The organism is Paraburkholderia sp. 40, from assembly GCF_050434105.1.
GTDB classification, from domain to species: Bacteria; Pseudomonadota; Gammaproteobacteria; order Burkholderiales; family Burkholderiaceae; genus Paraburkholderia; species Paraburkholderia tuberum.
On record NZ_JBNPVY010000004.1, the window covers coordinates 2,116,418 to 2,141,585 of the forward strand.

23 protein-coding genes and 1 pseudogene are annotated in these 25,168 nt (G+C 64.2%); 10 read left to right on the forward strand and 14 right to left on the reverse strand.

The annotated features are described in order from the left end of the window. Positions 1 to 6 precede the first annotated feature (6 nt). From gsiC to OKW28_RS31570, 6 genes are all read right to left on the reverse strand, one after another. Entirely contained in the window at positions 7 to 927 is a 921-nt protein-coding gene (gene gsiC / locus OKW28_RS31545) for a glutathione ABC transporter permease GsiC (protein WP_090801536.1), read from the reverse strand. Positions 928 to 1,054: 127 nt separating this feature from the next. Beyond that, the gene (gene gsiB, locus OKW28_RS31550) at positions 1,055 to 2,617 is read right to left on the reverse strand and encodes a glutathione ABC transporter substrate-binding protein GsiB (protein WP_429451370.1); all 1,563 of its coding nucleotides are present in this window, start codon (positions 2,615 to 2,617) and stop codon (positions 1,055 to 1,057) included. Between the two features lie 154 nt (positions 2,618 to 2,771). Then, the gene (locus OKW28_RS31555) at positions 2,772 to 4,694 is read right to left on the reverse strand and encodes a dipeptide ABC transporter ATP-binding protein (RefSeq protein ID WP_429451371.1); all 1,923 of its coding nucleotides are present in this window, start codon (positions 4,692 to 4,694) and stop codon (positions 2,772 to 2,774) included. 70 nt (positions 4,695 to 4,764) lie between these two features. Next, positions 4,765 to 5,754: an isoaspartyl peptidase/L-asparaginase family protein gene (locus tag OKW28_RS31560; RefSeq protein WP_429451373.1), complete on the reverse strand. Its 990-nt coding sequence runs from the start codon at positions 5,752 to 5,754 to the stop codon at positions 4,765 to 4,767. Then, positions 5,751 to 6,842, reverse strand: a complete 1,092-nt coding sequence (locus tag OKW28_RS31565) for a MurR/RpiR family transcriptional regulator (RefSeq protein WP_429451374.1) — start codon at positions 6,840 to 6,842, stop codon at positions 5,751 to 5,753. The genes OKW28_RS31560 and OKW28_RS31565 overlap by 4 nt, the downstream gene beginning before the upstream one ends. A gap of 216 nt (positions 6,843 to 7,058) precedes the next feature. Continuing rightward, positions 7,059 to 8,330, reverse strand: a complete 1,272-nt coding sequence (locus OKW28_RS31570; RefSeq protein WP_429451376.1) for an MFS transporter — start codon at positions 8,328 to 8,330, stop codon at positions 7,059 to 7,061. Positions 8,331 to 8,423: 93 nt separating this feature from the next. Between OKW28_RS31570 and OKW28_RS31575 the strand changes: the two genes are divergently transcribed. Together OKW28_RS31575 and OKW28_RS31580 are read left to right on the forward strand one after the other, a co-directional pair. Continuing rightward, the gene (locus OKW28_RS31575) at positions 8,424 to 9,134 is read left to right on the forward strand and encodes a pseudouridine synthase (RefSeq protein ID WP_018421566.1); all 711 of its coding nucleotides are present in this window, start codon (positions 8,424 to 8,426) and stop codon (positions 9,132 to 9,134) included. 167 nt (positions 9,135 to 9,301) lie between these two features. After that, complete coding sequence (locus tag OKW28_RS31580; RefSeq protein WP_429451378.1) at positions 9,302 to 9,490, forward strand: hypothetical protein; 189 nt, start codon at positions 9,302 to 9,304, stop codon at positions 9,488 to 9,490. Between the two features lie 112 nt (positions 9,491 to 9,602). Here the strand turns inward: OKW28_RS31580 and OKW28_RS31585 are convergent, their stop codons facing one another. Further along, positions 9,603 to 10,634: an NAD-dependent epimerase/dehydratase family protein gene (locus OKW28_RS31585; protein WP_429451380.1), complete on the reverse strand. Its 1,032-nt coding sequence runs from the start codon at positions 10,632 to 10,634 to the stop codon at positions 9,603 to 9,605. Positions 10,635 to 10,728: 94 nt separating this feature from the next. On the opposite strand from OKW28_RS31585, the gene OKW28_RS31590 reads away from it, so the two are divergent. The 4 genes from OKW28_RS31590 (at position 10,729) to OKW28_RS31605 (ending at position 14,303) form a co-directional block, all read left to right on the forward strand. Continuing rightward, the gene (locus OKW28_RS31590; RefSeq protein ID WP_429451382.1) at positions 10,729 to 11,760 is read left to right on the forward strand and encodes a CDP-6-deoxy-delta-3,4-glucoseen reductase; all 1,032 of its coding nucleotides are present in this window, start codon (positions 10,729 to 10,731) and stop codon (positions 11,758 to 11,760) included. Positions 11,761 to 12,073: 313 nt separating this feature from the next. Next, complete coding sequence (locus tag OKW28_RS31595) at positions 12,074 to 13,258, forward strand: acetylornithine transaminase (protein ID WP_429451384.1); 1,185 nt, start codon at positions 12,074 to 12,076, stop codon at positions 13,256 to 13,258. A 19-nt stretch (positions 13,259 to 13,277) separates the two neighbouring features. Next, positions 13,278 to 13,751: a GNAT family acetyltransferase gene (locus OKW28_RS31600; RefSeq protein WP_429451386.1), complete on the forward strand. Its 474-nt coding sequence runs from the start codon at positions 13,278 to 13,280 to the stop codon at positions 13,749 to 13,751. Between the two features lie 258 nt (positions 13,752 to 14,009). Next, positions 14,010 to 14,303: a GYD domain-containing protein gene (locus OKW28_RS31605; protein ID WP_429451387.1), complete on the forward strand. Its 294-nt coding sequence runs from the start codon at positions 14,010 to 14,012 to the stop codon at positions 14,301 to 14,303. 119 nt (positions 14,304 to 14,422) lie between these two features. Here OKW28_RS31605 and OKW28_RS31610 read toward each other — a convergent pair whose 3' ends face one another. From OKW28_RS31610 to OKW28_RS31640, 7 genes and pseudogenes are all read right to left on the reverse strand, one after another. After that, positions 14,423 to 15,127 carry an ABC transporter ATP-binding protein gene (locus tag OKW28_RS31610; RefSeq protein ID WP_026225995.1) on the reverse strand — a complete coding sequence of 235 codons (705 nt, stop codon included), beginning with the start codon at positions 15,125 to 15,127 and terminating at the stop codon, positions 14,423 to 14,425. A gap of 17 nt (positions 15,128 to 15,144) precedes the next feature. Next, positions 15,145 to 15,936, reverse strand: coding sequence for an ABC transporter ATP-binding protein (locus OKW28_RS31615; RefSeq protein WP_184023151.1), 792 nt, complete (start codon positions 15,934 to 15,936; stop codon positions 15,145 to 15,147). Between the two features lie 20 nt (positions 15,937 to 15,956). Next, a complete protein-coding gene (locus OKW28_RS31620; RefSeq protein WP_018421575.1) occupies positions 15,957 to 17,126 on the reverse strand; it encodes an ABC transporter permease subunit in 1,170 nt (389 codons plus the stop codon). A gap of 26 nt (positions 17,127 to 17,152) precedes the next feature. Continuing rightward, entirely contained in the window at positions 17,153 to 18,103 is a 951-nt protein-coding gene (locus OKW28_RS31625; RefSeq protein WP_184006364.1) for a branched-chain amino acid ABC transporter permease, read from the reverse strand. Between the two features lie 228 nt (positions 18,104 to 18,331). Then, entirely contained in the window at positions 18,332 to 19,534 is a 1,203-nt protein-coding gene (locus tag OKW28_RS31630; RefSeq protein ID WP_429451390.1) for a branched-chain amino acid ABC transporter substrate-binding protein, read from the reverse strand. A gap of 544 nt (positions 19,535 to 20,078) precedes the next feature. After that, a pseudogene (ispH, locus tag OKW28_RS31635) lies at positions 20,079 to 21,040 on the reverse strand (4-hydroxy-3-methylbut-2-enyl diphosphate reductase). A 2-nt stretch (positions 21,041 to 21,042) separates the two neighbouring features. Then, positions 21,043 to 21,498, reverse strand: coding sequence for an FKBP-type peptidyl-prolyl cis-trans isomerase (locus OKW28_RS31640; protein WP_429451391.1), 456 nt, complete (start codon positions 21,496 to 21,498; stop codon positions 21,043 to 21,045). Between the two features lie 206 nt (positions 21,499 to 21,704). On the opposite strand from OKW28_RS31640, the gene radC reads away from it, so the two are divergent. The 4 genes from radC to nadB all read left to right on the forward strand — a co-directional run bounded on the left by radC (position 21,705) and on the right by nadB (position 25,067). Further along, positions 21,705 to 22,619: a RadC family protein gene (gene radC / locus OKW28_RS31645; protein ID WP_429451393.1), complete on the forward strand. Its 915-nt coding sequence runs from the start codon at positions 21,705 to 21,707 to the stop codon at positions 22,617 to 22,619. 211 nt (positions 22,620 to 22,830) lie between these two features. Next, entirely contained in the window at positions 22,831 to 23,064 is a 234-nt protein-coding gene (rpmB, locus tag OKW28_RS31650; protein ID WP_007180631.1) for a 50S ribosomal protein L28, read from the forward strand. 10 nt (positions 23,065 to 23,074) lie between these two features. Next, a complete protein-coding gene (gene rpmG, locus OKW28_RS31655) occupies positions 23,075 to 23,242 on the forward strand; it encodes a 50S ribosomal protein L33 (protein ID WP_008919555.1) in 168 nt (55 codons plus the stop codon). Positions 23,243 to 23,468: 226 nt separating this feature from the next. After that, positions 23,469 to 25,067, forward strand: coding sequence for an L-aspartate oxidase (gene nadB, locus OKW28_RS31660; protein ID WP_429451394.1), 1,599 nt, complete (start codon positions 23,469 to 23,471; stop codon positions 25,065 to 25,067). The last annotated feature ends 101 nt before the right edge of the window (positions 25,068 to 25,168 follow it).

The following is a 25,168-nucleotide window of genomic DNA, read 5'->3' on the forward strand; positions in this document are numbered from 1 at the left end:
CGGGCCTCACTTGAAACGGATGGTCGGGTTGATCACCGCGTACAGCACGTCGACGATCAGGTTGATGATGATGAATTCGAGCGAGAACAACAGCACCTCGGCCTGAATGATCGGATAGTCGCGCATCGACACGGCATCGACGAGCAAACGGCCGAGGCCCGGCCAGTTGAACACCACCTCGACGACGATCGAGCCGCCGAGCAGAAAGCCGAACTGCAGTCCCATCATCGTGACGACGGGAATCAGCGCGTTGCGCAGGCAGTGCTTGATGATCACGAGCCGCTCAGGCACGCCCTTCGCGCGCGCGGTGCGCACGAAGTCCTCGTGCAGCACCTCGACGAACGAGGCCCGCGTGAAGCGCGCCATTACGGCCGCGACCGCCGCGCCGAGCGTCAGCGACGGCAGCACGTAGCTGCGCCACGAACCGTCGCCGACGATCGGCAGCCAGCCGAGCTGCACCGAGAAAATCTGCATCAGCAGCATGCCGAGCGCGAACGCCGGAAACGAAATGCCCGACACCGCGAGCGTCATGCCCAGGCGGTCCGGCCAGCGGTTGCGCCACACCGCCGAAGCGATGCCGATCGCCATGCCGATCACGACCGCCCACACCATACTCGCGATCGTCAGCCACAACGTCGGGAAGAAGCGTTCCGCGATCTCCTGGCTCACCGGCCGCTTGCTGCGCGTCGAAACGCCGAAGTCGCCATGCGCCATCCGCCAGAAGAAACGGACGAACTGCTGCGGCAGCGGCTTGTCGAGCCCGAGGTCGGAGCGCACGAGCGCCACGGTCGCCTCGTCCGCTTCAGGACCGGCGGCGAGCCGCGCCGGATCGCCCGGCAGCAGATGCACGAACAGGAACACCAGCACGGCGACGATGAAGAGCGTCGGCAGCAGGCCTAGCAGACGTTTGACGAGGAAGTTCAGCATGAAACCAATCCGGCAAATGAGCGGCAAATGAGCGGCAAATCAGGCGGGCAACGAGGACTCGTGTGCGGCGGCGGCGCGGCGGCGGGCTGGGTGAACCGCCGCCTGCGCATGCCGCCTCGTCAGGTCATCACTTGATCGCGATCTCGTCGAAGTTGAACGAGCCGTCCGGCGCGACGTAAGCGCCCGACAGACGCTTGCTGCGCGCATACACGACCTTCTCCTTGACGAGAAAGATCCACGGCGCGTCGGCCCAGATGCGCTTCTGCGCATCGGTGTAGAGCGCGGCCTTCTGCGTGCGGTCGGTCGTTTCGAGCGCCTGCTTCAGATCGTTGTCGACCGCGTCGCTCCTGTAGTACGACGTGTTGACCATCTTCGGCGGGAACGAGTAGCCCGCGAGCAGCGGGCTGATCGCCCAGTCCGCCTCGCCGGTCGACGACGACCAGCCCGCGTAGTACATCCGCACCGGCGCGGTCGCCGGGTCCTGCGCGCTTTCGACCTTGGCGACGCGCTGACCCGCTTCGAGCGCCTCGACGCTGGCCTTGATGCCGACCTGCGCGAGCTGCTGCTGCACGAACTGGATCACCTTCTGCGCGGTCGAGTAGTTATACGCGGACCACAGCGTCGTTTCGAAGCCGTTCGGATAACCCGCTTCCTTCAGCAGTTCGCGCGCCTTCGCGGGATCGTACGGCCAGGGTCCGAGCTTGACCGCATAGTCGACGCCCTGCGGCACGACGCCGTCGGCCGGCGTCGCGTACCCGGCGAACGCGACCTTCGTCAGCGCTTCCTTGTTGACCGCGTAATTCAGCGCTTCACGCACCTTCGGGTTGTCGAACGGCTTCTGGTTCATGTTCATGCTGATGTAGCGCTCAATGATCGACGGCGCCGCGATCAGATCGACCTTCGGGCTCGACTGCAGTTGCGCGGCCTGTTCGAACGGCACCTGGAACGCGAAGTCCGCTTCGCCGGTGCGCATCAGCGCGGCGCGCGTGTTGTTGTCGACGACCGGCTTCCAGTCGATCGCATCGATCTTCGGATAACCCTTCTTCCAGTAGCCGGCGAACTTCTTCACGGTCAGGTCGCCGGCCGGGTCCCACTTCACGAGTTCGAACGGGCCCGTGCCGACCGGATGAAACGCGATGTCCTTGCCGTACTTCTTCAGCGCGTCCGGCGAGATCATCACCGCAGACGGATGCGCGAGCACGTTGATGAACGCCGAGAACGGCGTTTTCAGCGTGACGCGCACCGTGTACGGATCGACCACTTCCGTTTTCTCGATGCGGCTAAACATGTTGTAGCGCTTCAGCTTGTTGGCCGGATCGGTCACGCGGTCGAAGTTCGCCTTCACGGCGGCCGCATTGAAGTCGGTGCCGTCCTGGAACTTCACGCCATGGCGCAGCTTGATCGTATAGACGCGCGCGTCGGGGCTCGCCTCATAGCTGTCGGCGAGCACGTTGACGAGCTTCATGTCCTTGTCGAAGCCGAACAGCCCCTGATAGAACGATTTCGCGACCGCCTGCGACAGCGTGTCGTTCGCGTCGTACGGATCGAGCGACGTGAAGGTCGACGCGACGGCCATCACGGCCGTCGTTTCGGCGTGCGCCAGATTGCCCGCGAGCGTCGCGAACACCACCGCGCCGCCGCTGACGAGCGCGCGCAAACGAAACGGAGAGGACGGGAACAGCAGGTTCATGAGATTGCTCCAGGCTGCGAGTTAAGGATGTGACAGGGGCCGCTATGATTGGCGTGGCTTCTATTGCTGATGTTTCTCTTGCTGTTGCTTCGATTGCTGATGCTTCGGGTCTCGCGCTTCAGGTCTGCCGCTTCAATGCGATGCGGCGCTTCGCTCAATAAGCGCCGCCGACGCGATGCTGCGCGACGAAATGATCCGGTCCCACCGCGACGAGCGGCGCGACGACCGGCTCGTCGTGCAGCGCGCGAATCGGGCTCGGAATATCGTCGGCGGCGAGCATGCGTTTCGCGTGACGGCGCGCGGGATCGGCGACCGGCACCGCGCTCATCAGCTTCTTCGTGTACGGATGCTGGGGCGCCTCGAACACCGCGCGACGCGGACCGATCTCGACGATCTGGCCGAGATACATCACCGCGACGCGATGGCTCACACGCTCGACCACCGCCATGTCGTGCGAAATGAACAGATACGCGACGCCGAGCTCGCGCTGCAGGTCGAGCATCAGATTGACGATCTGCGCCTGCACGGAGACGTCGAGCGCGGACACCGATTCATCGGCGATCACGACCTTCGGATTCAGCGCGAGCGCGCGAGCAATCGCGATACGCTGACGCTGCCCGCCCGAAAACTCATGCGGATAGCGGCGCGCGGCCTCGGCCGGCAAACCGACTTTCTCGAGCAGCCACGCGACGCGCGCCTGCGCTTGTCCACCCTGCGCGACGCCATGCACGAGCAGCGGCTCCATGATCGAGAAGCCGACGGTCAAGCGCGGATTCAACGACGCGAACGGGTCCTGGAAAATAAACTGGATATCGCGGCGCAGCGCCTGCAACGCGGGCCCGGTCAGCGAGCTGATTTCCTTGCCAGCGAATTCGATCGAGCCACTCTGACTTTCGACGAGTCTCAGCAGCGAGCGGCCCGTGGTCGACTTGCCGCAGCCCGACTCGCCGACCAGCGCGAGCGTTTCGCCGGGCCGCAGATCGAAGCTGACTTTTTCGACCGCATGCACACGGCCCGTCATACGGCCGAACAGGCCGCTACGGACCGCAAAGCGCGTGACCAGATCGCGCACGCGCAGGATCGGCGGCGTGTCGTCGCGCACCAGCGGCTGCGCTTCTTCGGCGACAGCCGCCGCCGGCTGCACCGCCGCATCGGCGCCGTTCGCGCCGGCCTGCTCGACGCTCAGGATCGGAAAGCGCGCGGGCTGATTGGTGCCCTGCATCGAGCCGAGACGAGGCACCGCCGCGAGCAGCGCCTTCGTGTACGGATGCGACGGCGCGGCGAACAGCGCGTCCGACGCGCCCTCCTCGACCTTCTCGCCGCGATACATCACGAGCACGCGGTCGGCCACTTCGGCAACCACGCCCATGTCGTGCGTAATGAAGATCACGCCCATGTTCATCTCGTCCTGCAAGCCGCGAATCAGTTGCAGGATCTGCGCCTGGATCGTCACGTCGAGCGCGGTGGTCGGTTCATCGGCGATCAGCAGCGCGGGCTTGCACGACAACGCCATCGCAATCATCACGCGCTGGCGCATGCCGCCCGACAGCTGATGCGGGTAACGCGCCGCGACGCGCCTTGCCTCGGGAATCCGCACGATCTCGAGCAGACGCAGGGTTTCGGCGCGCGCGGCCTCGCGGCTCTTGCCCTGGTGCAGCGCGATCGCCTCGCTGATCTGATCGCCGACCGTGAAGACCGGATTGAGCGAGGTCATCGGCTCCTGGAAGATCATCGCGATGTCGGCGCCGCGAACTGTGCGCATCGTGCCGGACGACGCCTTCGCGAGATCGAGCACGCTGCCGTCGCGCCGCCGGAATGCGATGCTGCCGCCGGCAAGACGGCCGCCGCCATGCTCGATCAGCCGCATCAGCGCCAGCGACGTGACCGACTTGCCCGAGCCCGATTCGCCGACGATCGCGAGCGTCTCGCCGCGCTCGACCGTGAACGACAGATTGCGCACCGCGTTGAAGGTCGAGTCGCCGCGGCGGAACGCGACCGTCAGATCGTCGACCGCGAGCACGCGCTGCGGCGGCAGGGTTTCGATAAGCGGGCTGGCGGTGTGCGAGGAAGAAGGCACGGTGGTTCCTTTGCTTTGAATTCGAACGCGGCTAACGCGGCCTCAGGCATGTGGCGACACGCGCCAGCGGCTAGCGATAGATCGCCGTCACCGGCGCTTCGCCGAGCCGCGCGAAACCGCGGTACATACCCTCGGTATTGAACGGCAGCGTGACGTTGCCCCGCGCGTCGACGGCGACGAGGCCGCCGCGTCCGTCGATCTTCGGCAAGCGGTTCATCACGACGTGGTGCGCGGCTTCTTCGAGCGAGACCTGGCGATAGGCCATCTGCGCGGCGACGTCGTAGGCGGCGACCATGCGCATGAACATTTCGCCGGAGCCGGTGGTCGATACCGCGCAGGTCGCGTCGTCCGCGTAGCAGCCCGCGCCGATCAGCGGCGTATCGCCGACGCGGCCCACCTGCTTGTTGGTCACGCCGCCCGTCGAGGTCGCCGCGGCGAGATGCCCGTGTCGGTCGAGCGCGACTGCGCCGACGGTGCCGAACTTGCGATTGGGATCGATCGGCTCGTGCGGCGTCGGGTCGTCGTTGCTCGAAGCCGTGGACGCGAGCGTCGCGGCGTCGTGATCGAGCATCGGACGCTGCTGCTCACGCGCCAGTTGCCATTGCCGATAGCGCGCGTCGGTATCGAAGTAGCTGTTGTCGACGAACTCGAGCCCCTGCGCGGCCGCGAACGCTTCCGCGCCGTCACCGGTGAACAGCACGTGGTCGCTGCGCTCGAGCACGCGGCGCGCGGCGAGAATCGGATTGCGCACGCGCGTCACGCAACAGATCGCGCCCGCGTCGAGCGTGCGGCCGTCCATGATCGCGGCGTCGAGTTCGTGCGTGCCGGCCGCCGTGTAGACCGCGCCGTGGCCCGCATTGAAGAGCGCGCAGTCTTCGAGCAGCCGCACCGCTTCGCTGACCGCGTCGAGCGCGCTGCCGCCGTCGGCGAGCACGCGCTGGCCAGCGCTCAGCACCGCGTTGAGCGCCGCGTGATATCCGGTTTCGGCGCTGGCCGACATCGACGTGCGCAGGATCGTCCCTGCCCCGCCGTGGATGGCAATGACTGCGTTGGAGTTCATCGTTTGGATCGTGGAGTGCGGGTGGATCGGGGAGTGCGGGGTGCTGTGATGGCTTTTGCTTCGGCATCCCTGGCTTTCGTGCTTCTGGCTTGGGTGCTGTCAGCCTTTGCGCCGTCGCTGTGTTTTAGCCTTGCAGCCCTCGCGCGCGCGGCTTTGCTCAGGGCGCGCGCCGGCTCCTGCGCGGCGCCGGCCGCGCCCGACTGCGGATCGAACAGCCACGGCAGCACGAACTCGCTGACCTCGGCGGCCGCCTTGACCGAGCGTTGCGCGCGATACGCGACCGCGTCGCACAACGCCTCGATGACCGCGAGCACGGCCGAATCGGCATTCGACGCGAGACGCCGGTCGGTGCGGACATACAGCGCCAGGTCCGCGAACCGCACGAGCGGCGAGCGCGGACCGTCGGTGAGCGCGAGCACGCGCGCGCCGCGTTCGGAGGCGCGGCGCGCGAGCTCGATCGTGTCCTCGACATAGCGCGGAAACGCGATGCCGATCACGAGATCGCCCGGACCCGAACCCACGAGGTGCCGCGCCGCATGCGACGGCCCGCCGTTCAGCGCCAGCGAATGCACGTTGTCGTGATACGGCAGCAGTCCGTGCTCCATCAGGCTCGCGAGAAACGCGCTGGCGCCGAAGCCGATCACGAATACGCGACGCGCGGCGATGATCGCGTCGACGGCGGCGTCGGCGGTCGCGCGATCGATCGACGTACGCGTTGCGTACAGATTGTTGGCGGCCTGCTCGAGCGACGCGTCGATCAGATCGTCACCGACCGCGAGCGTTTCCTGCGCGCTGCGCAGCCGCTCGACCGGCGCGAGCGTCGCCTCGAAGCCACGCACGAGCGCCTCGCGAAACTGCGGATAACCGTCGAAGCCGAGCGCGCGCGCAAAGCGATTCGCGCTCGCGACCGACGCGCCGACCACGCTCGCGAGCTCGTCGATACGCATCGTCGCCGCGCGGAACAGATGGGCCAGCACGTACTCGCCCATGCGCTGGTGGATTGGCGTGAGCGTCGGCATCGCAGCGGTGATGCGCGTGGCAATGGCCTGCTCGGCGGGGTTCGGCACAGCGGACGGGTGATGGATCATGCGAACGGACAGGCGCGGTTGTTCTATGCGAATGAGATGAAATTATGTTTACATGAAACACGCGCCGAAAAAAATTCATTTCCATTATTTCGAGGGTTTTTGCCGACCGAAGGTCTTCAGACAATGGAGTTCAGCATCCACGCCATGCCGCACCCCGATGAAAATCCATTTTCATCGGGGCGATGGGTGGCTTCATCGCGTGCCGAGCTCCGCCGCTCAGCACGCCGCAGCGCTCTGTTCGGGAATGCCCAGGAGCCGCGCCGCCGGCGACATCACGATGATCAGCGCCTGCACGACGAACGCGAGCGACGCCGCGACCAGACACACGTCGATGCTCCAGTGCGCGCTGAGCGCGGCGCCGAGCAGCGCGCCCACCGGCCGCGCGCCGTAGGTGGCGGTGCTGATCAGCGCGGACACGCGGCCGATCATCCGTTCGGGCGTGATCGCCTGACGCAGCGTGGTCGAGCCGACGACCCACAGGATTGGTCCCGCGCCGAGCAGGAAGAAGCTCGCGAGCGCGAGCCAGAACGATGGGACGATCAGCGTCGCCACCATCACGAGCGACGCGAGCAGCCCGCACGACGGTCCGACGATCAGCAGACGGCCGAATGCGAGACGCCGCGCGACCGCGGGCGCGGCGAGCGCGCCGCAGACCATGCCGACCCCGTACGCGCCGAGCGTCACGCCGACCGCCGAGGCATTGAGCCCCAGCCGATGCACCGCGTAAGGCACATAGACCGCCTGCAGGATGAAGAAGCCGAGATTGAAGAACACGGCGGTCAGCAGCATCGGCAGCAGCAACGGATCGCGCAGCACGAAGCGCGTGCCGTCGCGCAGCTCCAGCATGAAATGCCGCCGCGGCGCGGCCGCGCGCGGCGGCTCGCGCAATCCCGCCAGCAACGCGACCGCGAACGCCGACAACATCGCCGCGCCGCCATACGCCCAGCCCGCGCCGATCCAGCCGACCAGCACGCCCCCCAGCGCCGGCCCCGCCGAATACGCGACGCTGCGCGCGAGTTCGAGCCGGCCGTTCGCGCTCGCATAGGCGTCGCGCGGCACGATCGACGGCACCAGCGAGGGCGCCGCAACGTTGTAGGCGACCGTACCCGTCGCGGCGACGAAGCCGAGCGCGGCGAGCAGCGGCAGGCTCAGCGCATGCGTGAGCACCAGCAGCAGCAGCACGCACAGCATCGCGCAGACCCGCACGCTCTCGGCGAGCGTCATGAGCACGCGGCGCGAGCGGCGGTCGGCCCAGACGCCTAGCGGCATCGACAGCAACAGGAACGGCAGCGTCTGCGCGGTTTGCAGCAGACCGGTATCGCGCGCGTTGGCGCCGAGCGCGAACACCGCGACGAGCGGCGCGGCGGCGAGGCTGATCTGCTCCGCCGATTGCGCGCACAGGTTCGACCAGGCGAGGCGCTGGAATGCGCGGGGCAGACGTTGCGCATTGGACGGCGAAGACGACGAAGGGGAAGACGTGGCGGACATCGATGCACTCCCGAGTTTGACGTGAGGCATTCATCGTCGGCGCCTGGGACTTGCGGGGCGCTCCGCTTCTTGCGGTGTTATTCTTCGCTCGCCATGAATCTCGAAAGCATCCTCTTCACTCAAGGTTTCGGTTCGCGCCGCCAATGCCGCGCGCTGATCGGCGACGGCCGCGTCAGCGTCGACGGTGCGATTTGCACCGATGCCGACGCCGATTTCGCTGTTGATGGCGGCGCGTTGCGTTTTAGCGTCGACGGCGTCGAATGGCCGTATCGCGAGCACGCGTATCTGCTGCTGAACAAGCCCATCGGCTACGAATGCTCGCGCGATCCGCAGCATCATCTGAGCGTGTTCAGCCTGCTGCCGCCGCAGTTCGCCGAGCGCGGCGTGCAGTGCGTCGGCCGTCTCGATCAGGACACCACGGGCCTCCTGCTGCTCTCCGACGACGGCAAGTTCGTGCATCAGTTCACGTCGCCGAAACGCAAGGTGCCGAAGCTCTACGTCGCGACCACGCGCCATCCGCTCGACGACGCGCAGCTCGCCGCGCTGCGCGACGGCGTGCTGCTGCACGGCGAAACGAAACCCAGCGCCGCGCTCGACGCCCAGGCGCGCGACACTCACACGCTCGCGCTCACCGTGCTCGAAGGCAAATACCACCAGGTCAAGCGGATGATCGCGGCCTCGGGCAACCGCTGCGAGGCGCTGCATCGCGAACGGATCGGTGGGCTCGCGCTTCCCGCGGCGCTCGCGCCCGGGGCATGGCAATGGCTCGACGCAGCGGGCCTTGCCGCGCTGCGGGCCGGGTAAACGACTAGCCGTAACGAGGGGCCGCCTTAGCCCTTGATGCGCCGGAGAAACCCCGCGCGCATTGCGGTGCACCGAACATAGGCCGTTGCGTTGCAGCATGCCGTTGCTTACATGTCGCCCTATACTCGTCTAAACAAACGACTACAAAGGTTTCAAGGAGGGGCGCCATGCAAATCGACGGCACGATGGCGTTTTCGCACGCGATGACCGCGTTTATCTGCTTTGCACTGCTACTGGTCGGCGGATTGCTGGTCATCATGCGGCTGCGGCACAAGTACCATCCGAATCTGATCGGCGCATTGATCGGCGGCATGCTGTGCTTCCTGTTGCTGGAAGTGCTGCCTGCGCTGACCTGATGCCGGCTGGACCGCGCAGCTCGTTTTGCGCGGCGCATTGATGCGGTGCGGCGGATACGCTCTGCGGGGCAACCCGGCCCTCGCGAGGCGGCATTTTGTTTCTGCTGCCGACCTAGCCGCGTTTCCCGTTCGCCTCGCGCAAAAAATCCTCGACGCTCGGATAACGCAGACGTACCCGCAATTCCTCCTTCAGACGCCGGTTCACGAGCCGGCGCGACTCGCGCATGAACGACAGCAGCATCGGATCGATCTGCTGCTCCGCCTGCTCTCTCGTGATGCGCGGCGGGCGCGCGAGCCCGAACGCATCGGCGACCGCGTCGAAATACTCCCCCATTTTCAGCGACGAATCGTCGGACGCGTGCAGTGCGCGCGCTGGCCGGCCATGCGTGGCGAGACGCACGAGGATCGCGGCGAGGTCGTCGGCGTGGATGTGATTCGTGTAGACGTCGTCGGCATCGACGAGCGCCGGCGTGCCTCTTTCGAGCCGCGCGAGCGGCAGACGGTTGCGCGCATAGATGCCCGGGATCCGCGCGATGCTCGTGGCGACGCTGCCGCGCGCCGTCGCGCGCCGCAACTGCCGTTCGGCCGACACGCGACGTTTGGCGCGCGCATTCGCGGGCCGTGGTGCGCGCGTTTCGTCGATCCACGCGCCGCCGCAATCGCCGTAGACGCCCGTCGTGCTCGCGTAAACGATGCGCACCGGTGCGCGCGAAGCGCCGGTCCGGCGCACCCCGTCGAGTACAATATCGGGTGTTTCAGCGTCCAGACCTGAAGCGCGCGTACGGCGCAACCGCGCGATCGGCGCGACGGACGACCTCGCCGCGCAAGCGTTCATGCGGCCCCCGGCACCTAACGTCGCAAGCAGCGCGCGAGTGCGTCGATCGTCGTCGCCGGACTTCTGCGGGGGCGCGAGATGCAGCACCGTCGGCGCGAGGCGCGCGAGCCGTTTGAGGCTGCCGCGCGCGTCGAGATCGCCGACGAGCGGCATCACGCCCGCGGCGCGCAACTCATCGCAGCGCGCTGCATGGCTCGTCAACGCGAAGATACGCGCGCGCGGCCGCAAGAGGGGCACGCAGCGCATGCCGACGTCGCCGCATCCTACGATCAGCACGCGCGGCCGGCGGAAGTTTCGTGTCGCTTTCATGGTGGGCGCATTGTAGCGGTCACACGCAACAGGTACCGCGCGGTTGATCCGGCGGGTCCGCATACGATTCCGAATTTTCGATTCCGAACACTTTATGGCATTTAACGTCACGCTCCGGCAAACCGGCCGGCAGTTTCAGGTAGAACAGGACGAACCGGTGCTCTCCGCAGCGCTGCGTCAAGGCGTCGGCCTGCCGTACGGCTGCAAGAACGGCGCGTGCGGTTCGTGCAAAGGCACGGTCGTGAGCGGCGAGGTCGAACAGCGCGCGCACTCGTCGTCGGCGCTGTCGAACGACGAAAAGACGCGCGGCATGGCGCTCCTGTGCTGCGCGACCGCGTGCTCCGATCTCGAAGTCGACATCCGCGAAGTGGCCGGCGTCGGCGATGTGCAGGTCAAGAAGCTGCCGTGCCGCGTGAACGCGATCGAGCGCAAGGCCGACGACGTGATCGTCGTGAAGCTGCAACTGCCCGCCAACGAACGTCTGCAATATCTGGCCGGCCAGTACCTCGAATTCATCCTGAAGGACGGCAAGCGCCGCAGCTATTCGATGGCGAGCGCGCCGCACGTCGAAGGCCCGGTCGAGCTGCACATCCGCCACATGCCCGGCGGTGCGTTCACAGACCATGTGTTCAACACGATGAAGGAGCGCGACATCCTGCGCTTCGAAGCGCCGCTCGGCACGTTCTTCCTGCGCGAAGACTCGGACAGGCCGATCGTGCTGCTCGCGTCGGGCACCGGCTTCGCGCCGCTGAAGGCGATCGTCGAGCATGCGGTGTTCAAGAGCATGACGCGCCCCATGACGCTCTACTGGGGCGCGCGCCGCAAGAAAGACCTGTATCTGCTCGAACTCGCCGAGCAATGGGCGCGCGAGATTCCGAACTTCAAGTTCGTGCCGGTGCTCTCCGAGCCCGATGCGGGCGACGCATGGACGGGCCGCACGGGCTTCGTGCATCGGGCGGTGATCGAGGATCTGCCCGATCTGTCGGCCTACCAGGTGTATGCATGCGGCGCGCCGGTGATGGTCGAATCGGCGCTGCGCGACTTCACGCAGCATCACCAGTTGCCGGAAGACGAGTTCTACGCGGACTCGTTCACCAGCGCGGCCGATCTCGCGAACGCGGTCTGATTGCACGGCGGCAAATTCCCCCCAATGCAGCGCCAGCGCAAATTCAAGGTTTACACCGGCACTTTTCTTATCGTATTCTTTCGCGCATGAACCGCATCCAGTCCGAAATCCGACGTCGCCGCTCGCCGCTCCCCTAGGGACGCCGCTGGCTTCGTCACGGACTCGCGCCACACAAAACCTGGGCGCAAGCTGTTCGAATCATGAAAGCCACGGCATGCCGTGGCTTTTCTGTTTTTCCGGCCGCCGTTTTTATTGGCCAAACTGTCACCGTTTCTTCACCCTGCTCTTACCCTTTTGCCTGGAGCCTGCCGTCATGAATTTCAATGAGTATCCAATCGATTCGCTGATGTACATCACGAACCGACCTGAAATCGTTTTCACGCACGGCAAAGGCTCGTGGCTTTACGACAACAACGGCAAGCGCTACCTGGATTTCATTCAGGGCTGGGCGGTCAATAGCCTCGGCCACTGCAACGACGGCATGATCGAAGCGCTGAACCAGCAGGCCAAGCTGCTGATCAACCCGTCGCCGGCGTTCTACAACGAGCCGATGGCGAAGCTCGCGGGCCTGCTCACGCAGCACAGCTGCTTCGACAAGGTGTTCTTCGCGAACAGCGGCGCCGAGGCGAACGAAGGCGCGATCAAGCTCGCGCGCAAGTGGGGCAGGAAGTTCAAGGACGGCGCGTTCGAGATCATCACGTTCGACCACAGCTTCCACGGCCGCACGCTCGCGACGATGTCGGCCAGCGGCAAGCCGGGCTGGGACACGATCTACGCGCCGCAGGTGCCGGGCTTCCCGAAGGCGGACCTGAACGACATCGCGTCGGTGGAAAAGCTGATCAACGCGAAGACCGTCGCGGTGATGCTCGAGCCGATCCAGGGCGAAGGCGGCGTGATCCCCGCAACCCGCGAGTTCATGCAGCAACTGCGCGAGCTGACGAAAAAACACAACGTCTTGCTGATCGTCGACGAAGTGCAAAGCGGCTGTGGTCGCGCCGGCACGCTGTTCGCGTATCAGCTGTCGGGCATCGAGCCGGACATCATGACGCTCGGCAAAGGCATCGGCGGCGGCGTGCCGCTCGCGGCGCTGCTGTCGAAGGCGGAAATCGCCGTGTTCGAAGCGGGCGATCAGGGCGGCACCTACAACGGCAATCCGCTGATGACCGCGGTCGGCTACTCGGTGATCTCGCAGCTGACGGCGCCGGGCTTCCTCGAAGGCGTGCGCTCGCGCGGCGAATATCTGCGCACGAAGCTGCTCGAGCTGTCCGAGGAGCGCGGCTTCAAGGGCGAGCGCGGCGAGGGTCTGCTGCGCGCGCTGCTGCTCGGCAAGGACATCGGCAACCAGATTGTCGAGAAGGCGCGCGACATGCAACCCGACGGCGTGCTGCTGAACGCCGCGCGTCCGAACCTGCTGCGCTTCATGCCGGCGCTTAACGTGACGACCGAAGAAATCGACCAGATGCTGGCGATGCTGCGCTCGGTTCTCGACTCGCTGTAATCACCCACGGAGCGCACCGATGACGACGAACACGACGCTGTCGATCCGCCGCTTCGACGCGACCGATACCGAAGCGGTGATCGCGCTGTGGCAGGCGGTGTTTCCCGAGTATCGCGACGTGACGAGACCGCAGCGCAATCCGCGTCTGTCGATCGCGAACAAGCTCGCGACGCAACCGGAGCTGTTCTTCGTCGCGGTGCTCGATGGACGCATCGTCGGCACTGTAATGGGCGGCTATGATGGACACCGCGGCTGGCTGTATTCGCTCGCGGTCGACGCATCGCTGCGACGTCATGGCATCGGCACGCGGCTCGTCGCGCACGTCGAGAGCGAGTTGACGAAGCTTGGTTGTCCGAAGCTGAACCTGCAGGTACTGTCGTCGGCAACGGCTGAAATACGGGCGTTCTACGATGCGCTCGGGTATCGCACCGATGCGGTGATCAGCCTCGGCAAGCGGCTCGGCCAATACGCCGACGCGGCCCCGGCCAGTTGATTCGCGTCGTACGCCTGATTAAAGAAAGCCGCATGCGTTGCTTGACGCATGCGGCTTTTTCAATGGTTCTCCCGCAAGCAGCGCACATATCGGCGGATTCGGACAAATAGCAGATGGCGAGCAGTTGGATTGCCTAGAATCGTTTACGCACGAGACGACGCCGGTGCTGGAAAGACACGTTTGCGGCGGTTCGCGACGCTCCCCGGGGCGGCTCATGCATCTGAGTCCCAACACGTTTGAATCCTCAGGGGAATCTTCATGGTGACTTATGTGGTGCTCATGCAATTCACGGATCAGGGTATCCGCGCGGTAAAGAACAGCGCGCAGCGAGCCGGACAGGCGGCAGAGATGGCGAAAACTTTTGGCTGCGAGATGAAGCAGATCTACTGGACCTTAGGGGAATACGACATTGTCTCGGTCGTCGAAGCGGCAGACGAGCAGAGCCTTCTCGCTTTCGGCTTCGCGCTCGGCTCAGCCGGCAATGTCCGCTCGCAAACGCTGCGTGCGTTCACAAAAGACGAAATCAGTTCGGTTATTGGCCGACTCCCATAATTCACGCCCCAGCCAGAAAAATAAAACGCGCCCCACGACGTTGCATCGTGGGGCGCGTTGCAAGCCGGACGTATGCGCAAAGGGCATACGTCCAACTATTCACCCACTCATTCACCCACTCATTCACCCAGATAGGCGGCCCGAACCTTCGGATCGTCGAGCATCTGCTTCGCGTCGCCCGACATCGTGATCAAACCGGAGTCCATCACGTAGCCGCGATTCGCCGCCTGCAGCGCGAGCCGCGCGTTCTGCTCGACGAGCAGCACGGTCATGCCTTCAGAGGAAATCAGGCGCACCACTTCGAAGATCTTCTCGACCATGATCGGCGACAGACCCATCGACGGTTCGTCGAGCAGCAGCAGTTTGGGCCGCGAGATGATCGCGCGTGCCATCGCGAGCATCTGCTGCTCGCCGCCCGACAGCGTGCCCGCGTATTGCGATGCACGCTCCTTCAGACGCGGAAAGAAGCCGAACATGCGCTCGACGTCCGACTTGATGCCATCGTCATCGTTGCGCAGATAGGCACCCATCTGCATATTCTCGACGATCGACATGCGCGCGAAAATGCCGCGCCCTTCCGGCACCATCGCGAGACCGCGCTTCAGAAGCTCATGCGCGGGCAGGCCCTTGATCGACTGACCCATGTACTCGATGTCGCCGGCCGCATACGCCTTCAGGCCGGTGATCGCCTTCATCGTCGTGGTTTTGCCCGCGCCGTTCGCGCCGATCAGGGTGACGAGTTCGCCCTGCCCGACCTCGAGGTCGACACCCTTGACCGCCTGGATGCCACCGTAGTTGACCTGCAGGCCCTTGATTTTCAACATTGCTTGCGTCGTGGACATCAGTGGACCCCCGCACCCAGATAAGCTTCGATCACCTTCGCATCCTTCTGCACGTCCTGCGGCAGACCTTGCGCAATCACCTTGCCGTAGTCGAGCACCGTCATCTGATTGCACAGACCCATCACGAGCTTCACGTCGTGTTCGATCAGCAGAATCGTCTTGCCGTCCGCACGGATCTTGTCGAGCAGCCTGGTCAGTTCGACCTTCTCGGTGGCGTTCATGCCGGCCGCCGGTTCGTCGAGCGCGAGCAGCTTCGGATCGGTCGCCAGCGCACGCGCGATTTCGAGCCGCCGCTGGTGGCCATACGACAGGTTGCGCGACGTATAGTCCGCGTACTGCGTAATGCCGACGTAGTCGAGCAGTTCGAGCGCGCGCTCCTTGATCTCGCGCTCTTCCTGGCGTTCGGCCGGCGTCTGGAACACCGCGCCGAGCAGACCGTGCTTCGTGCGCACATGACGGCCGACCATCACGTTTTCGAGCGCGGTCATGCCGCCGAACAGACGGATGTTCTGGAACGTGCGCGCAATGCCCGCCTTCGCGACCTGATAGACCGCGGTCGGTGTGTAGCTCTCGCCGTCGAGCTTGAACTCGCCTGAATCCGGCGTGTACAGACCCGTGATCACATTGAAGAAGGTGGTCTTGCCCGCGCCGTTCGGGCCGATCAGGCCGTAGATCTCGCCCGCGCGGATCTGCAGGCCGACCTCGGAAAGCGCCTGAAGGCCGCCGAAGCGCTTGTTGACGCCCTTCACCGACAGTCGGGTCGTCGCGTTGTTGCTTACGTTATCGCTCATGTCTTTTTCTCCACCGGACCTTATGCGCGCACCGGCTTCTTGCCGCCACGCTTCGCCAGCTTCGCAATCCTGTCTTCGTGCTTCGGCGCGGGCCACAGGCCTTCCGAGCGGTACAGCATGATCACGACCATCGCGAGGCCGTACAGCAACTGACGGATCACTTCGGTATCGACGATTTCATGGCCGAAGATCATGTTCTGCAGCGGACCCATCGTCGAGCGCAGGAACTCGGGGAACACCGCGAGCAGCACCGCGCCGAGGATCACGCCCGGAATGTGGCCCATGCCGCCGAGCACCACGCAGGCGAGCACCACGACCGATTCCCAGAACGTGAACGATTCCGGCGACACGAAACCCTGGAACGAGCCGAACATCGCGCCCGACAGGCCGCCGAACGACGCGCCCATCGCGAACGCAAGCAGCTTCACGTTACGGGTATTGATGCCCATCGCCTTGGCGGCGATTTCGTCTTCGCGGATCGCGGCCCACGCGCGGCCGATACGCGAATGCTGCAAGCGCGTACAGGTCCAGATCACGAACAGCGCGCACAGCACGAACAGGTAGTAGTACAGGTACACCGACGGAAACTGCATGCCGAACAGCGAGTGCGTCTGCGCGAGGCTGAAGCCGCCGACCTGCACCGGGTCGATGCCCGTGATCCCCTTCGGGCCGTTGGTGATGTTCACCGGACGGTCGAGGTTGTTCATGAAGATCCGCACGATTTCCCCGAAGCCGAGGGTCACGATCGCGAGGTAGTCGCCACGCAGACGCAGTGTCGGCGCACCGAGCAGAATCCCGAACATCGCGGCGAGCGCCATCGCGATCGGCGCGATGATCCAGATCGGCACGTGGATGCCGTTCGGCGCGAGATGTGCGATCCACTCGAATTGCGTCGCGAGGTGCGGTGAGCTCAGCAGCGCGGCCGTGTAGGCGCCGATCGCGTAGAACGCGATGTAGCCCAAGTCCAGCAGGCCGGCAAAGCCGACCACCACGTTCAGGCCCAGCGCGAGCATCACGTACAGCATCGCGAAGTCGAGCACGCGAACCCAATAGTTGCCGCCCGCGGCGCCGATGACCATCGGCGCCGCGATCACGAAGATCGCCGTGAGAATACCGATGGTCAGCGTCTTCGTGCGGTTCTTTTCGGGGATGAGCGTCGTGGACGGCTCGATCGGTTGAATTGAGGTCATGATTGTTGACTCCTTGTGGCCCGGGATCAGGCGCGATCCGCGACACGTTCGCCGAGCAGGCCCGACGGACGGAACACCAGCACGACGATCAGCACGATGAACGCGAACACGTCCTGGTAGTTACTGCCGAACACGCCGCCTGTGAGGTTGCCGATATAGCCGGCACCCAACTGCTCGATCAGGCCGAGGAGCACGCCGCCGACCATCGCGCCGCCGAGATTGCCGATACCGCCGAGCACCGCCGCGGTAAATGCCTTCAGGCCTGGGATGAAGCCCATGTAGAAATGCGCGTTGCCGTATTCGGACGCGATCATCACGCCAGCGAGCGCAGCCAGCGCCGAGCCGATCATGAAGGTCGCCGAAATCACGAAGTTCGGGTTCACGCCCATCAGACTGGCGACGTTCGGGTTCTCGGCGATCGCGCGCATCGCACGGCCGAGCCTGGTCTTGTGCACGAGCAGCAGGAGGCCGCCCATCACGAGGAACGCCGCCACGATGATCACGATTTCAGTCATCGAGATCACGGCGCCGGGTGTCGTGTCGGTGGCCTTGATCACGTTGATCGGGTCGGTGGGCAGCAGTTGCGGGAACGGCAGCGGATTGCGCGACCAGATCATCATCGCGAGCGTCTGCAGCAGAATCGACACACCGATCGCGGTGATCAGCGGCGCGAGACGCGGCGCACGCCGCAACGGCCGGTAGGCGACCCGCTCGATCGTGTAGCCGACCACCGCGCAGACCGCCGCCGCGATGATCAACGCGATCACGAGCGTCAGCACATTGCCGAGGCCGGGGAAGTGGTTCTGGAGCACACCTATGGCGGAGAGCGCAACCATCGCGCCCACCATCAACACATCGCCGTGAGCAAAGTTGATGATGCCCAGAATGCCGTAAACCATTGTGTAGCCCAGTGCGATGATGGCATAGACACTGCCAAGCACCAGTCCATTCAGGATCTGCTGGATGAAGATATCCATTTAATGCTCCTTAGCCCGTGCGACTGGATTCGCGTTTTTCATCTGCCGGTCGGCGGTGATGCGCTACGAATCTCAACGGCACTGCGGGTACTGATGTAAAAGACCGGTAAGGGTTATCCGCTGCCGGCTTGCCCTGACGACCGTGATGCGGTCGCGAACTCCCCTTGGGCGGATGCAAAAACGGCACCGTTGGATGGTGTCGGTGCCGTCAGGCCGAACTTCCCGTCATCACATCTTTACGACGTCGAGCACTGCCTTCTTGCCGTCCTTGAAGTCGTAAAGCGTAATGGCGCCCTCTTTCAAATCACCCTTGTCGTCGAACGCGATGTGGCCGATTACCCCGTTGTAATCGGTCGAAGGCATCGCAGCCAGCACCTTGGGCGCCTCGATCGAATTAGCGCGCTTCATTGCATCGACGATCACGTACACAGCGTCATACGTGAACGGCGCGTAAATCTGCACCGGCGTGTGGAAGCGGTCCTCGTACTTCTTTTCGAAGTCCCCTCCATTGGTCATTTTCGAAAGCGCGAGTCCTGCTTCCGAACAGACCAGGTTTTGCACGGCGGTACCCGCCAGCTCACCTACCTTGTCGGTACACACACCGTCGCCGCCAAGGATTTTTGCCCTGATACCGAGCGCCGCCGCCTGCTTCGTAAACGGCCCGCCCGTCGCGTCCATGCCGCCGAACATGATGGCGTCCGGCTGAACACTCTTGATCTTCGTGAGAATGGCCCGGAAATCCGTGGCCTTGTCGCTCGTCGCCTCCCGCGCGACGATCTTCGCGCCGCTCGCCTCGGCGGTCTTCGCGAACTCGTCCGCGAGACCTTTGCCGTAGGCGGTCGCATCGTCCACGACCGCGATGCGTTTGGCGCCCAGCGCCTTCGTCGCGTAATTGGCGAGCGCCGGACCCTGCTGCGCGTCGGTCGCGACCACCCGATAGGTCGTCTTGAACCCTTGCTGCGTATAGGCCGGATTCGTCGACGACGGCGAGATCTCGACGATGCTCGCGTCGCTATAGATCTTCGACGCCGGAATCGAGACCCCGGAGTTCAGGTGTCCGATCACCGCAACCACGTGATCGTCGACCAGCTTCTGCGCAACGGCGGTGCCGGTTTTCGGGTCGGCCGCATCGTCCTGCGCGTCGAGTTGCAACTGGATCTTGCGACCGTCGATCGTCAAACCCTGCGCATTGGTTTCCTCGACCGCGAGGCGCGCCCCATTTTCGTTGTCCTTGCCCAGGTGCGCGATGCCGCCCGTCAACGGAGCCGCATGACCGATCTTCACGATAGTCGCTTCGCTCGCGGCGGCAACCGCCGCAGCCGAGGCCGCCGATGCGCCCGTTCCCGCTTCGCCATCCTGTTTCTTGCCGCACGCGGTCAGCATCGCAACCGCGGCCGCGATGGACACGGCGTAAGCAAATTTGACTCGCATCAAGTAAGGTCTCCTGCGCCTTGCAAAATCCACTGTCCAGGACCTCAAGGCCTTGAGAACGCGCGCATTGTAACTCCAATTATGCGGGTGGCAATATTGTTGAACCGGTGGGGTTTTCCTGCATTGCAACCTGATATCGAAAGCAAAATCCGCTAAAAAGCGCAACCCGGTTGCGATCTGTTTTCGTGCACCAGTTGCACCGTCGCCGGGCCCGATGGCATCAAGTGTTGCGGCCCGTCGGTCCGCATGCCGGATAGGCGGGGCCTGCGTCCGGTATGTTCTTTTTGTCGTGTGCTCGTCAAGACGCACTAATTCAGTGCACGATTAATTCGTCTTAACCTGCCTGGCAAGGTTAAAACGGGGACGCATCGATCGAAAATCAATAAAAGACCCGGTCACTTTTCAAAATGATTTGTGCGCGAGAACACGGAAATGTGTGAATTCGTTCGATCTGGCACCCAATATACTCGGTGGATCAACAGACTCGCGCCATAAAAAAGCGCGCCCTCGGGCGCGCTTTCCTTTCAGCGATGCTAACGGATTGTCAGGCTGGCAGACCGAGCCCACGCGGTAGCGGGGGAACGCGATGTTCTCCTCGATGCCCTCGAGCGCGCGCACGTTGCGCACACCCAGTTCACGCAGACGCGCGATCACCGCCTGCGCCAGCACCTCCGGCGCCGACGCACCGGCGGTCACGCCAATGCGGCGCTTGCCCTCGACCCAAACCGGATCGATCTGATCGGGCGAATCGACCATATAGGCTGGCACGCCGAGCTTCTCGGCGAGCTCGCGCAAGCGGTTCGAATTCGAGCTGTTCGGACTGCCGACGACGATCACGATGTCGCACTGCGGCGCCATGAACTTCACTGCGTCCTGGCGATTCTGCGTGGCGTAGCAGATGTCCTGCTTCTTCGGCTCACGGATGGACGGGTACTTGGCCTTCAGCGCGCCGATGATTTCGGCGGCGTCGTCGACCGACAGCGTGGTTTGCGTGACGAAGGCGATCCGCTCCGGATCGGCGAGCTGCAATGCCTGCACATCCTCGATGTCCTCGACCAGATGCATGCCCTCGGCCGCCTGGCCCATCGTGCCTTCGACTTCCGGGTGGCCCTTGTGGCCAATCATCACGATGTCGAAACCATCCTGGCGCATCTTTGCGACTTCGATATGCACCTTGGTCACGAGCGGACAAGTGGCGTCGTACACCCGCAGCCCGCGCGACTCGGCCTCCGAGCGCACGGCCTTCGACACGCCATGCGCGCTGAAGATCACCGTGTTGCCCGCCGGCACTTCGTCCAGGTTCTCGATGAAGATCGCTCCCTTCTTGCGCAGGTCTTCGACCACATAGGCGTTATGGACGATTTCGTGACGCACGTAGATCGGCGAGCCATACAGCTTGATGGCCCGCTCGACGATCTCGATCGCCCGGTCGACGCCGGCGCAGAACCCGCGTGGCTGGGCCAGCAGGATCTCCGCTTCGGCAAGAGTCGTATCCGTGATGCTCATGTTTACAGAATCCCGATGATTTTCACTTCAAACGCCAGCGCCTGGCCGGCAAGCGGGTGATTGAAATCGAACAGGGCCGACGTTTCGCCGACTTCCTTCAGTACGCCGGCATAGCGCCCGCCGCCCGGCGCGTTGAATTCGACCAGGTCACCCGGGGAAAAATCCTCGCCGATCACGCTGTTCTCCCGCAGCGTGGCGACGGACACGCGCTGGATCAGATCCGGATTGCGCGGGCCGAACGCCTGCCCCGGCGCTAGCTGAAAGGTCGAATGGTGGCCCACCTTCAAACCCAGCAAAATATCTTCCAGCGGCGGCGCCAGTTGACCGGCGCCGAGCAGCAGCGTGGCCGGCTTGTCGTTGAACGTGTTGATCACTTCGGCGCCATCGGCAAGGGAAAGCCGGTAATGCAGCGTGACGTGTGAACCGGGTTTCACCTCGGAAATATCGATGATGCTCATGCAATGCTCGCTCAGTCGAAGCGCTGCACGCGTGCGCCGCGGGGCAGTCGACGCGTGTGGCAAACCGTCGGCGTGCCGTGCGCAAAGTGTCTATTGTAAGCCACCTAGCGGGCGCCGGCTTGAGTCCGTCGCGCGCGAGGGCGGCACGGCCCGGCGGCGCATTGCGCCGCGTGCGCCGTCAACCTTACGCGGAGGACTCTATATATATGGCTGATTTCGCCAGCACAATCGACGAAACACCTGCGCCAACGCTGCGACGACCGAAGGCGCCGGCACGCGCCGGAGGCGGCGTGAAAGCCGCCGCGAATCGGTCGGCCGAGGCCCCGTCAAAAGCCGCCGGCTCCACCGCCCGCTGCCGGCGGCAACTGTTTCGGGGTAAATGGCTCCGGCGCGACATGCCGCGCGAGCGACTGATTGAGCAGGGCCCCCACGTGCTGTCGGACACCGAAATGATCGCGCTCGTGCTCGGCTCGGGCCTGCCCGGTCACGACGTGTTCAGCGTCGCGCGGGCGCTGCTGGATCGCTTCGGCTCCCTGCGCGCGATGCTCGACGCGACTTATGCGGACTTCGACGGCATTCGCGGCATCGGCCCCGCGAAAAAAGCGCAATTACTCGCGATCATGGAAATGGCGCGTCGCTCGCTGGTCGACAAGATGCGCAAGCGCCCGCTAATGAATTCGCCCGAAGCGGTCGAAAGTTATCTGCGCCTTCTGATCGGCGGACAGCCGCAGGAGGTGTTCGTGTCGCTGTTTCTCGACGCCCGGCATCGGCTGATCCGCTGCGAGGAAAGCGCGCGCGGCTCGCTCACGCGCATGGCCGTATATCCGCGCGAGATCGTGCGGCGGGCGCTCGCCGCGAACGCGGCCAGCCTGATCGTCGCGCATAATCATCCGTCCGGCGCCGTCGAGCCGAGTGCCAGCGACTGCCGCCTCACGCAGACGCTGCGCGACGCGCTCGCGCTCGTCGATGTGCAGTTGATCGATCATCTGGTGATCGGCGCGGACACCGTATATTCGTTCGCCCGCGCCGGCTGGCCGGGGCTCGCGCGCAAGCCCGCTCGAGCGCGGGAAGCGGAAGTGCCGCCGTACGGCGCAGCGTCCCGCATCGCAAATAAGGTTTGATTTTGAGGCTTTTTTTCTGCTAGAATTCCGGTTTGCCTATTTCCAACCCCCCTGTTCCGAAGCCATCAAGGCGTTCCGCAAAGGTCAGGCGGCTGTGGTAGCGAAGTGTCTCGATGCAAATTCGGCGCAACTTCGCACACTTTCAGCGCGGCTCTTTTCGGGAAACTTTCACGGCGTTCGAACTCAGAATTAGCGTATTAGGAGTGCTCTCATGGCACGCGTATGCCAAGTAACTGGGAAAGCGCCGATGAGCGGCAACAACGTTTCCCACGCGAACAACAAGACCAAGCGCCGGTTCCTGCCGAACCTGCAAAACCGCCGCATCTGGGTGGAAAGCGAAAACCGTTGGGTGCGTCTGCGCGTTTCGAACGCCGGCCTGCGCCTGATCGACAAGAACGGTATCGACGCTGTGCTCGCAGATTTGCGCGCACGCGGTGAAGCCTAAGGAGTAAATCATGGCGAAAGGCGCACGCGACAAGATCAAGCTGGAATCGACCGCAGGCACGGGTCACTTCTACACGACCACGAAGAACAAACGCAACATGCCGGAAAAGATGCTGATCAAGAAATTTGATCCGGTCATTCGCAAGCACGTTGACTACAAGGAAACCAAGATCAAGTAATCTTGGCTCTCCAGCCTGACGAAGGCAAAAACATGAAAAGCCTCGCATCCGTGCGAGGCTTTTTTGTTTTTGCGCGGACCTCGCGATAGCTCCGCAATGCGCGCGCGAATCGCCCTATTCCGTTTGGCCAGCTTTCGCCAGGGCGTTGCGGCGCGTATCCTTTGTCGTTTTCGCGGCGTGCGGTTCGCGCGCCGTCATCGCAAAACGAAAGACGGAGATGTGGGCAATGGAATTCGATGTGGCGATTGTCGGTAGCGGTCTGGCTGGTTTGAGCGTCGCGCTCAATCTCGCGCAGACACGGCGAGTTGCTGTGATCGCCAAGCGATCGCTGACCGAAGGCGCTAGCGACTGGGCGCAAGGCGGCATCGCCGCGGTGCTCGATTCGGCGGACAGCGTCGAGAGTCACGTACGCGATACGCTGATCGCAGGCGGCGGCCTGTGCGACGAGGCGGCGACACGCTTTATCGTCGAGCATGGGCGCGCCGCGATCGAATGGCTGATCGGACAGGGCGTGCCGTTCACGAAAGACGAGGCCGCCGAACTGGGCTTTCATTTGACGCGCGAAGGCGGTCATAGCCATCGCCGGATCATTCACGCGGCCGATGCGACGGGCCATGCGGTCGTCGCCACGCTCAGCGAGCAGGTGCGCCAGCATCCGAACATCACGCTGTTCGAAGAACATCACGCAATCGACCTGATCACGTCCGAACGCCTCGGCCTGCCCGGCCGCCGCTGCCATGGTCTGTATGCGCTCGATCTGCAAAGCGGCCGCACCGTTACGATCGAAGCGCCGCATACGGTGCTCGCGACCGGCGGCGCCGGCAAGGTCTACCTGTACACGACCAACCCCGACACCGCGACCGGCGACGGCATCGCGATGGCATGGCGCGCTGGCTGCCGCGTGTCGAACATGGAATTCATCCAGTTCCACCCGACGTGCCTGTTTCACCCGTACGCGAAGTCGTTCCTGATTTCGGAAGCAGTGCGCGGCGAAGGCGGCATTCTGAAACTGCCGGACGGCACGCGCTTCATGCCCAATCACGACGAGCGCGCGGAGCTTGCGCCGCGCGACATCGTCGCGCGGGCGATCGACTTCGAGATCAAGAAACGCGGCATCGATTGCGTGTACCTCGACATCAGCCACCAGCCGGCCGAGTTCCTGCAAGAGCATTTCCCGACGATCCTGGCACGTTGCCTCGAGTTCGGCATCGACATCACGAAAGAGCCGATTCCAGTGGTACCGGCCGCGCATTACACGTGCGGCGGCGTCGTCACCGATCTGGCGGGCCGCACCGATCTCGCGGGTCTCTACGCGGTCGGCGAAACGTCCTGCACCGGCCTGCACGGCGCGAACCGACTTGCCAGCAATTCGCTGCTCGAATGCCTCGTGATCGGCCGCTCCGCCGCCAAGGCGATCGAAGCGGAAGGCTTCGCTGCCGCCGTTCACGCGCCGCTGCCTGCCTGGGACGAAAGCCGCGTGTCCGATCCGGACGAGGAGGTCGTGGTCGCGCACAACTGGGACGAACTGCGCCGGCTGATGTGGAACTACGTCGGTATCGTGCGCACCGACAAGCGGCTCGAGCGCGCGAAGCATCGGCTCGCGTTGCTGCGCGACGAGATCCACGAGTACTACGCGAACTTCAAGGTGAGCCGCGATCTGCTGGAACTGCGCAATCTGGTCGATGTGGCGTCGCTGATCGTGGACAGCGCGCGCTCGCGGCGCGAAAGCCGCGGCCTGCACTTCAGCCGCGACTGGCCATCCACATTACCCAAGGCGCTACCGACGGTGCTCACGCCGAAGTATGTACGCAGGCCCAATACCTGACAGCCTTGGGCCGAAATACACGCTGAAACGACGCCACAAACGACAAGGCCATTGCCGGTAAGCTCCGGCAATGGCCCTTGTTAAGTCATCACGAGCGTCGA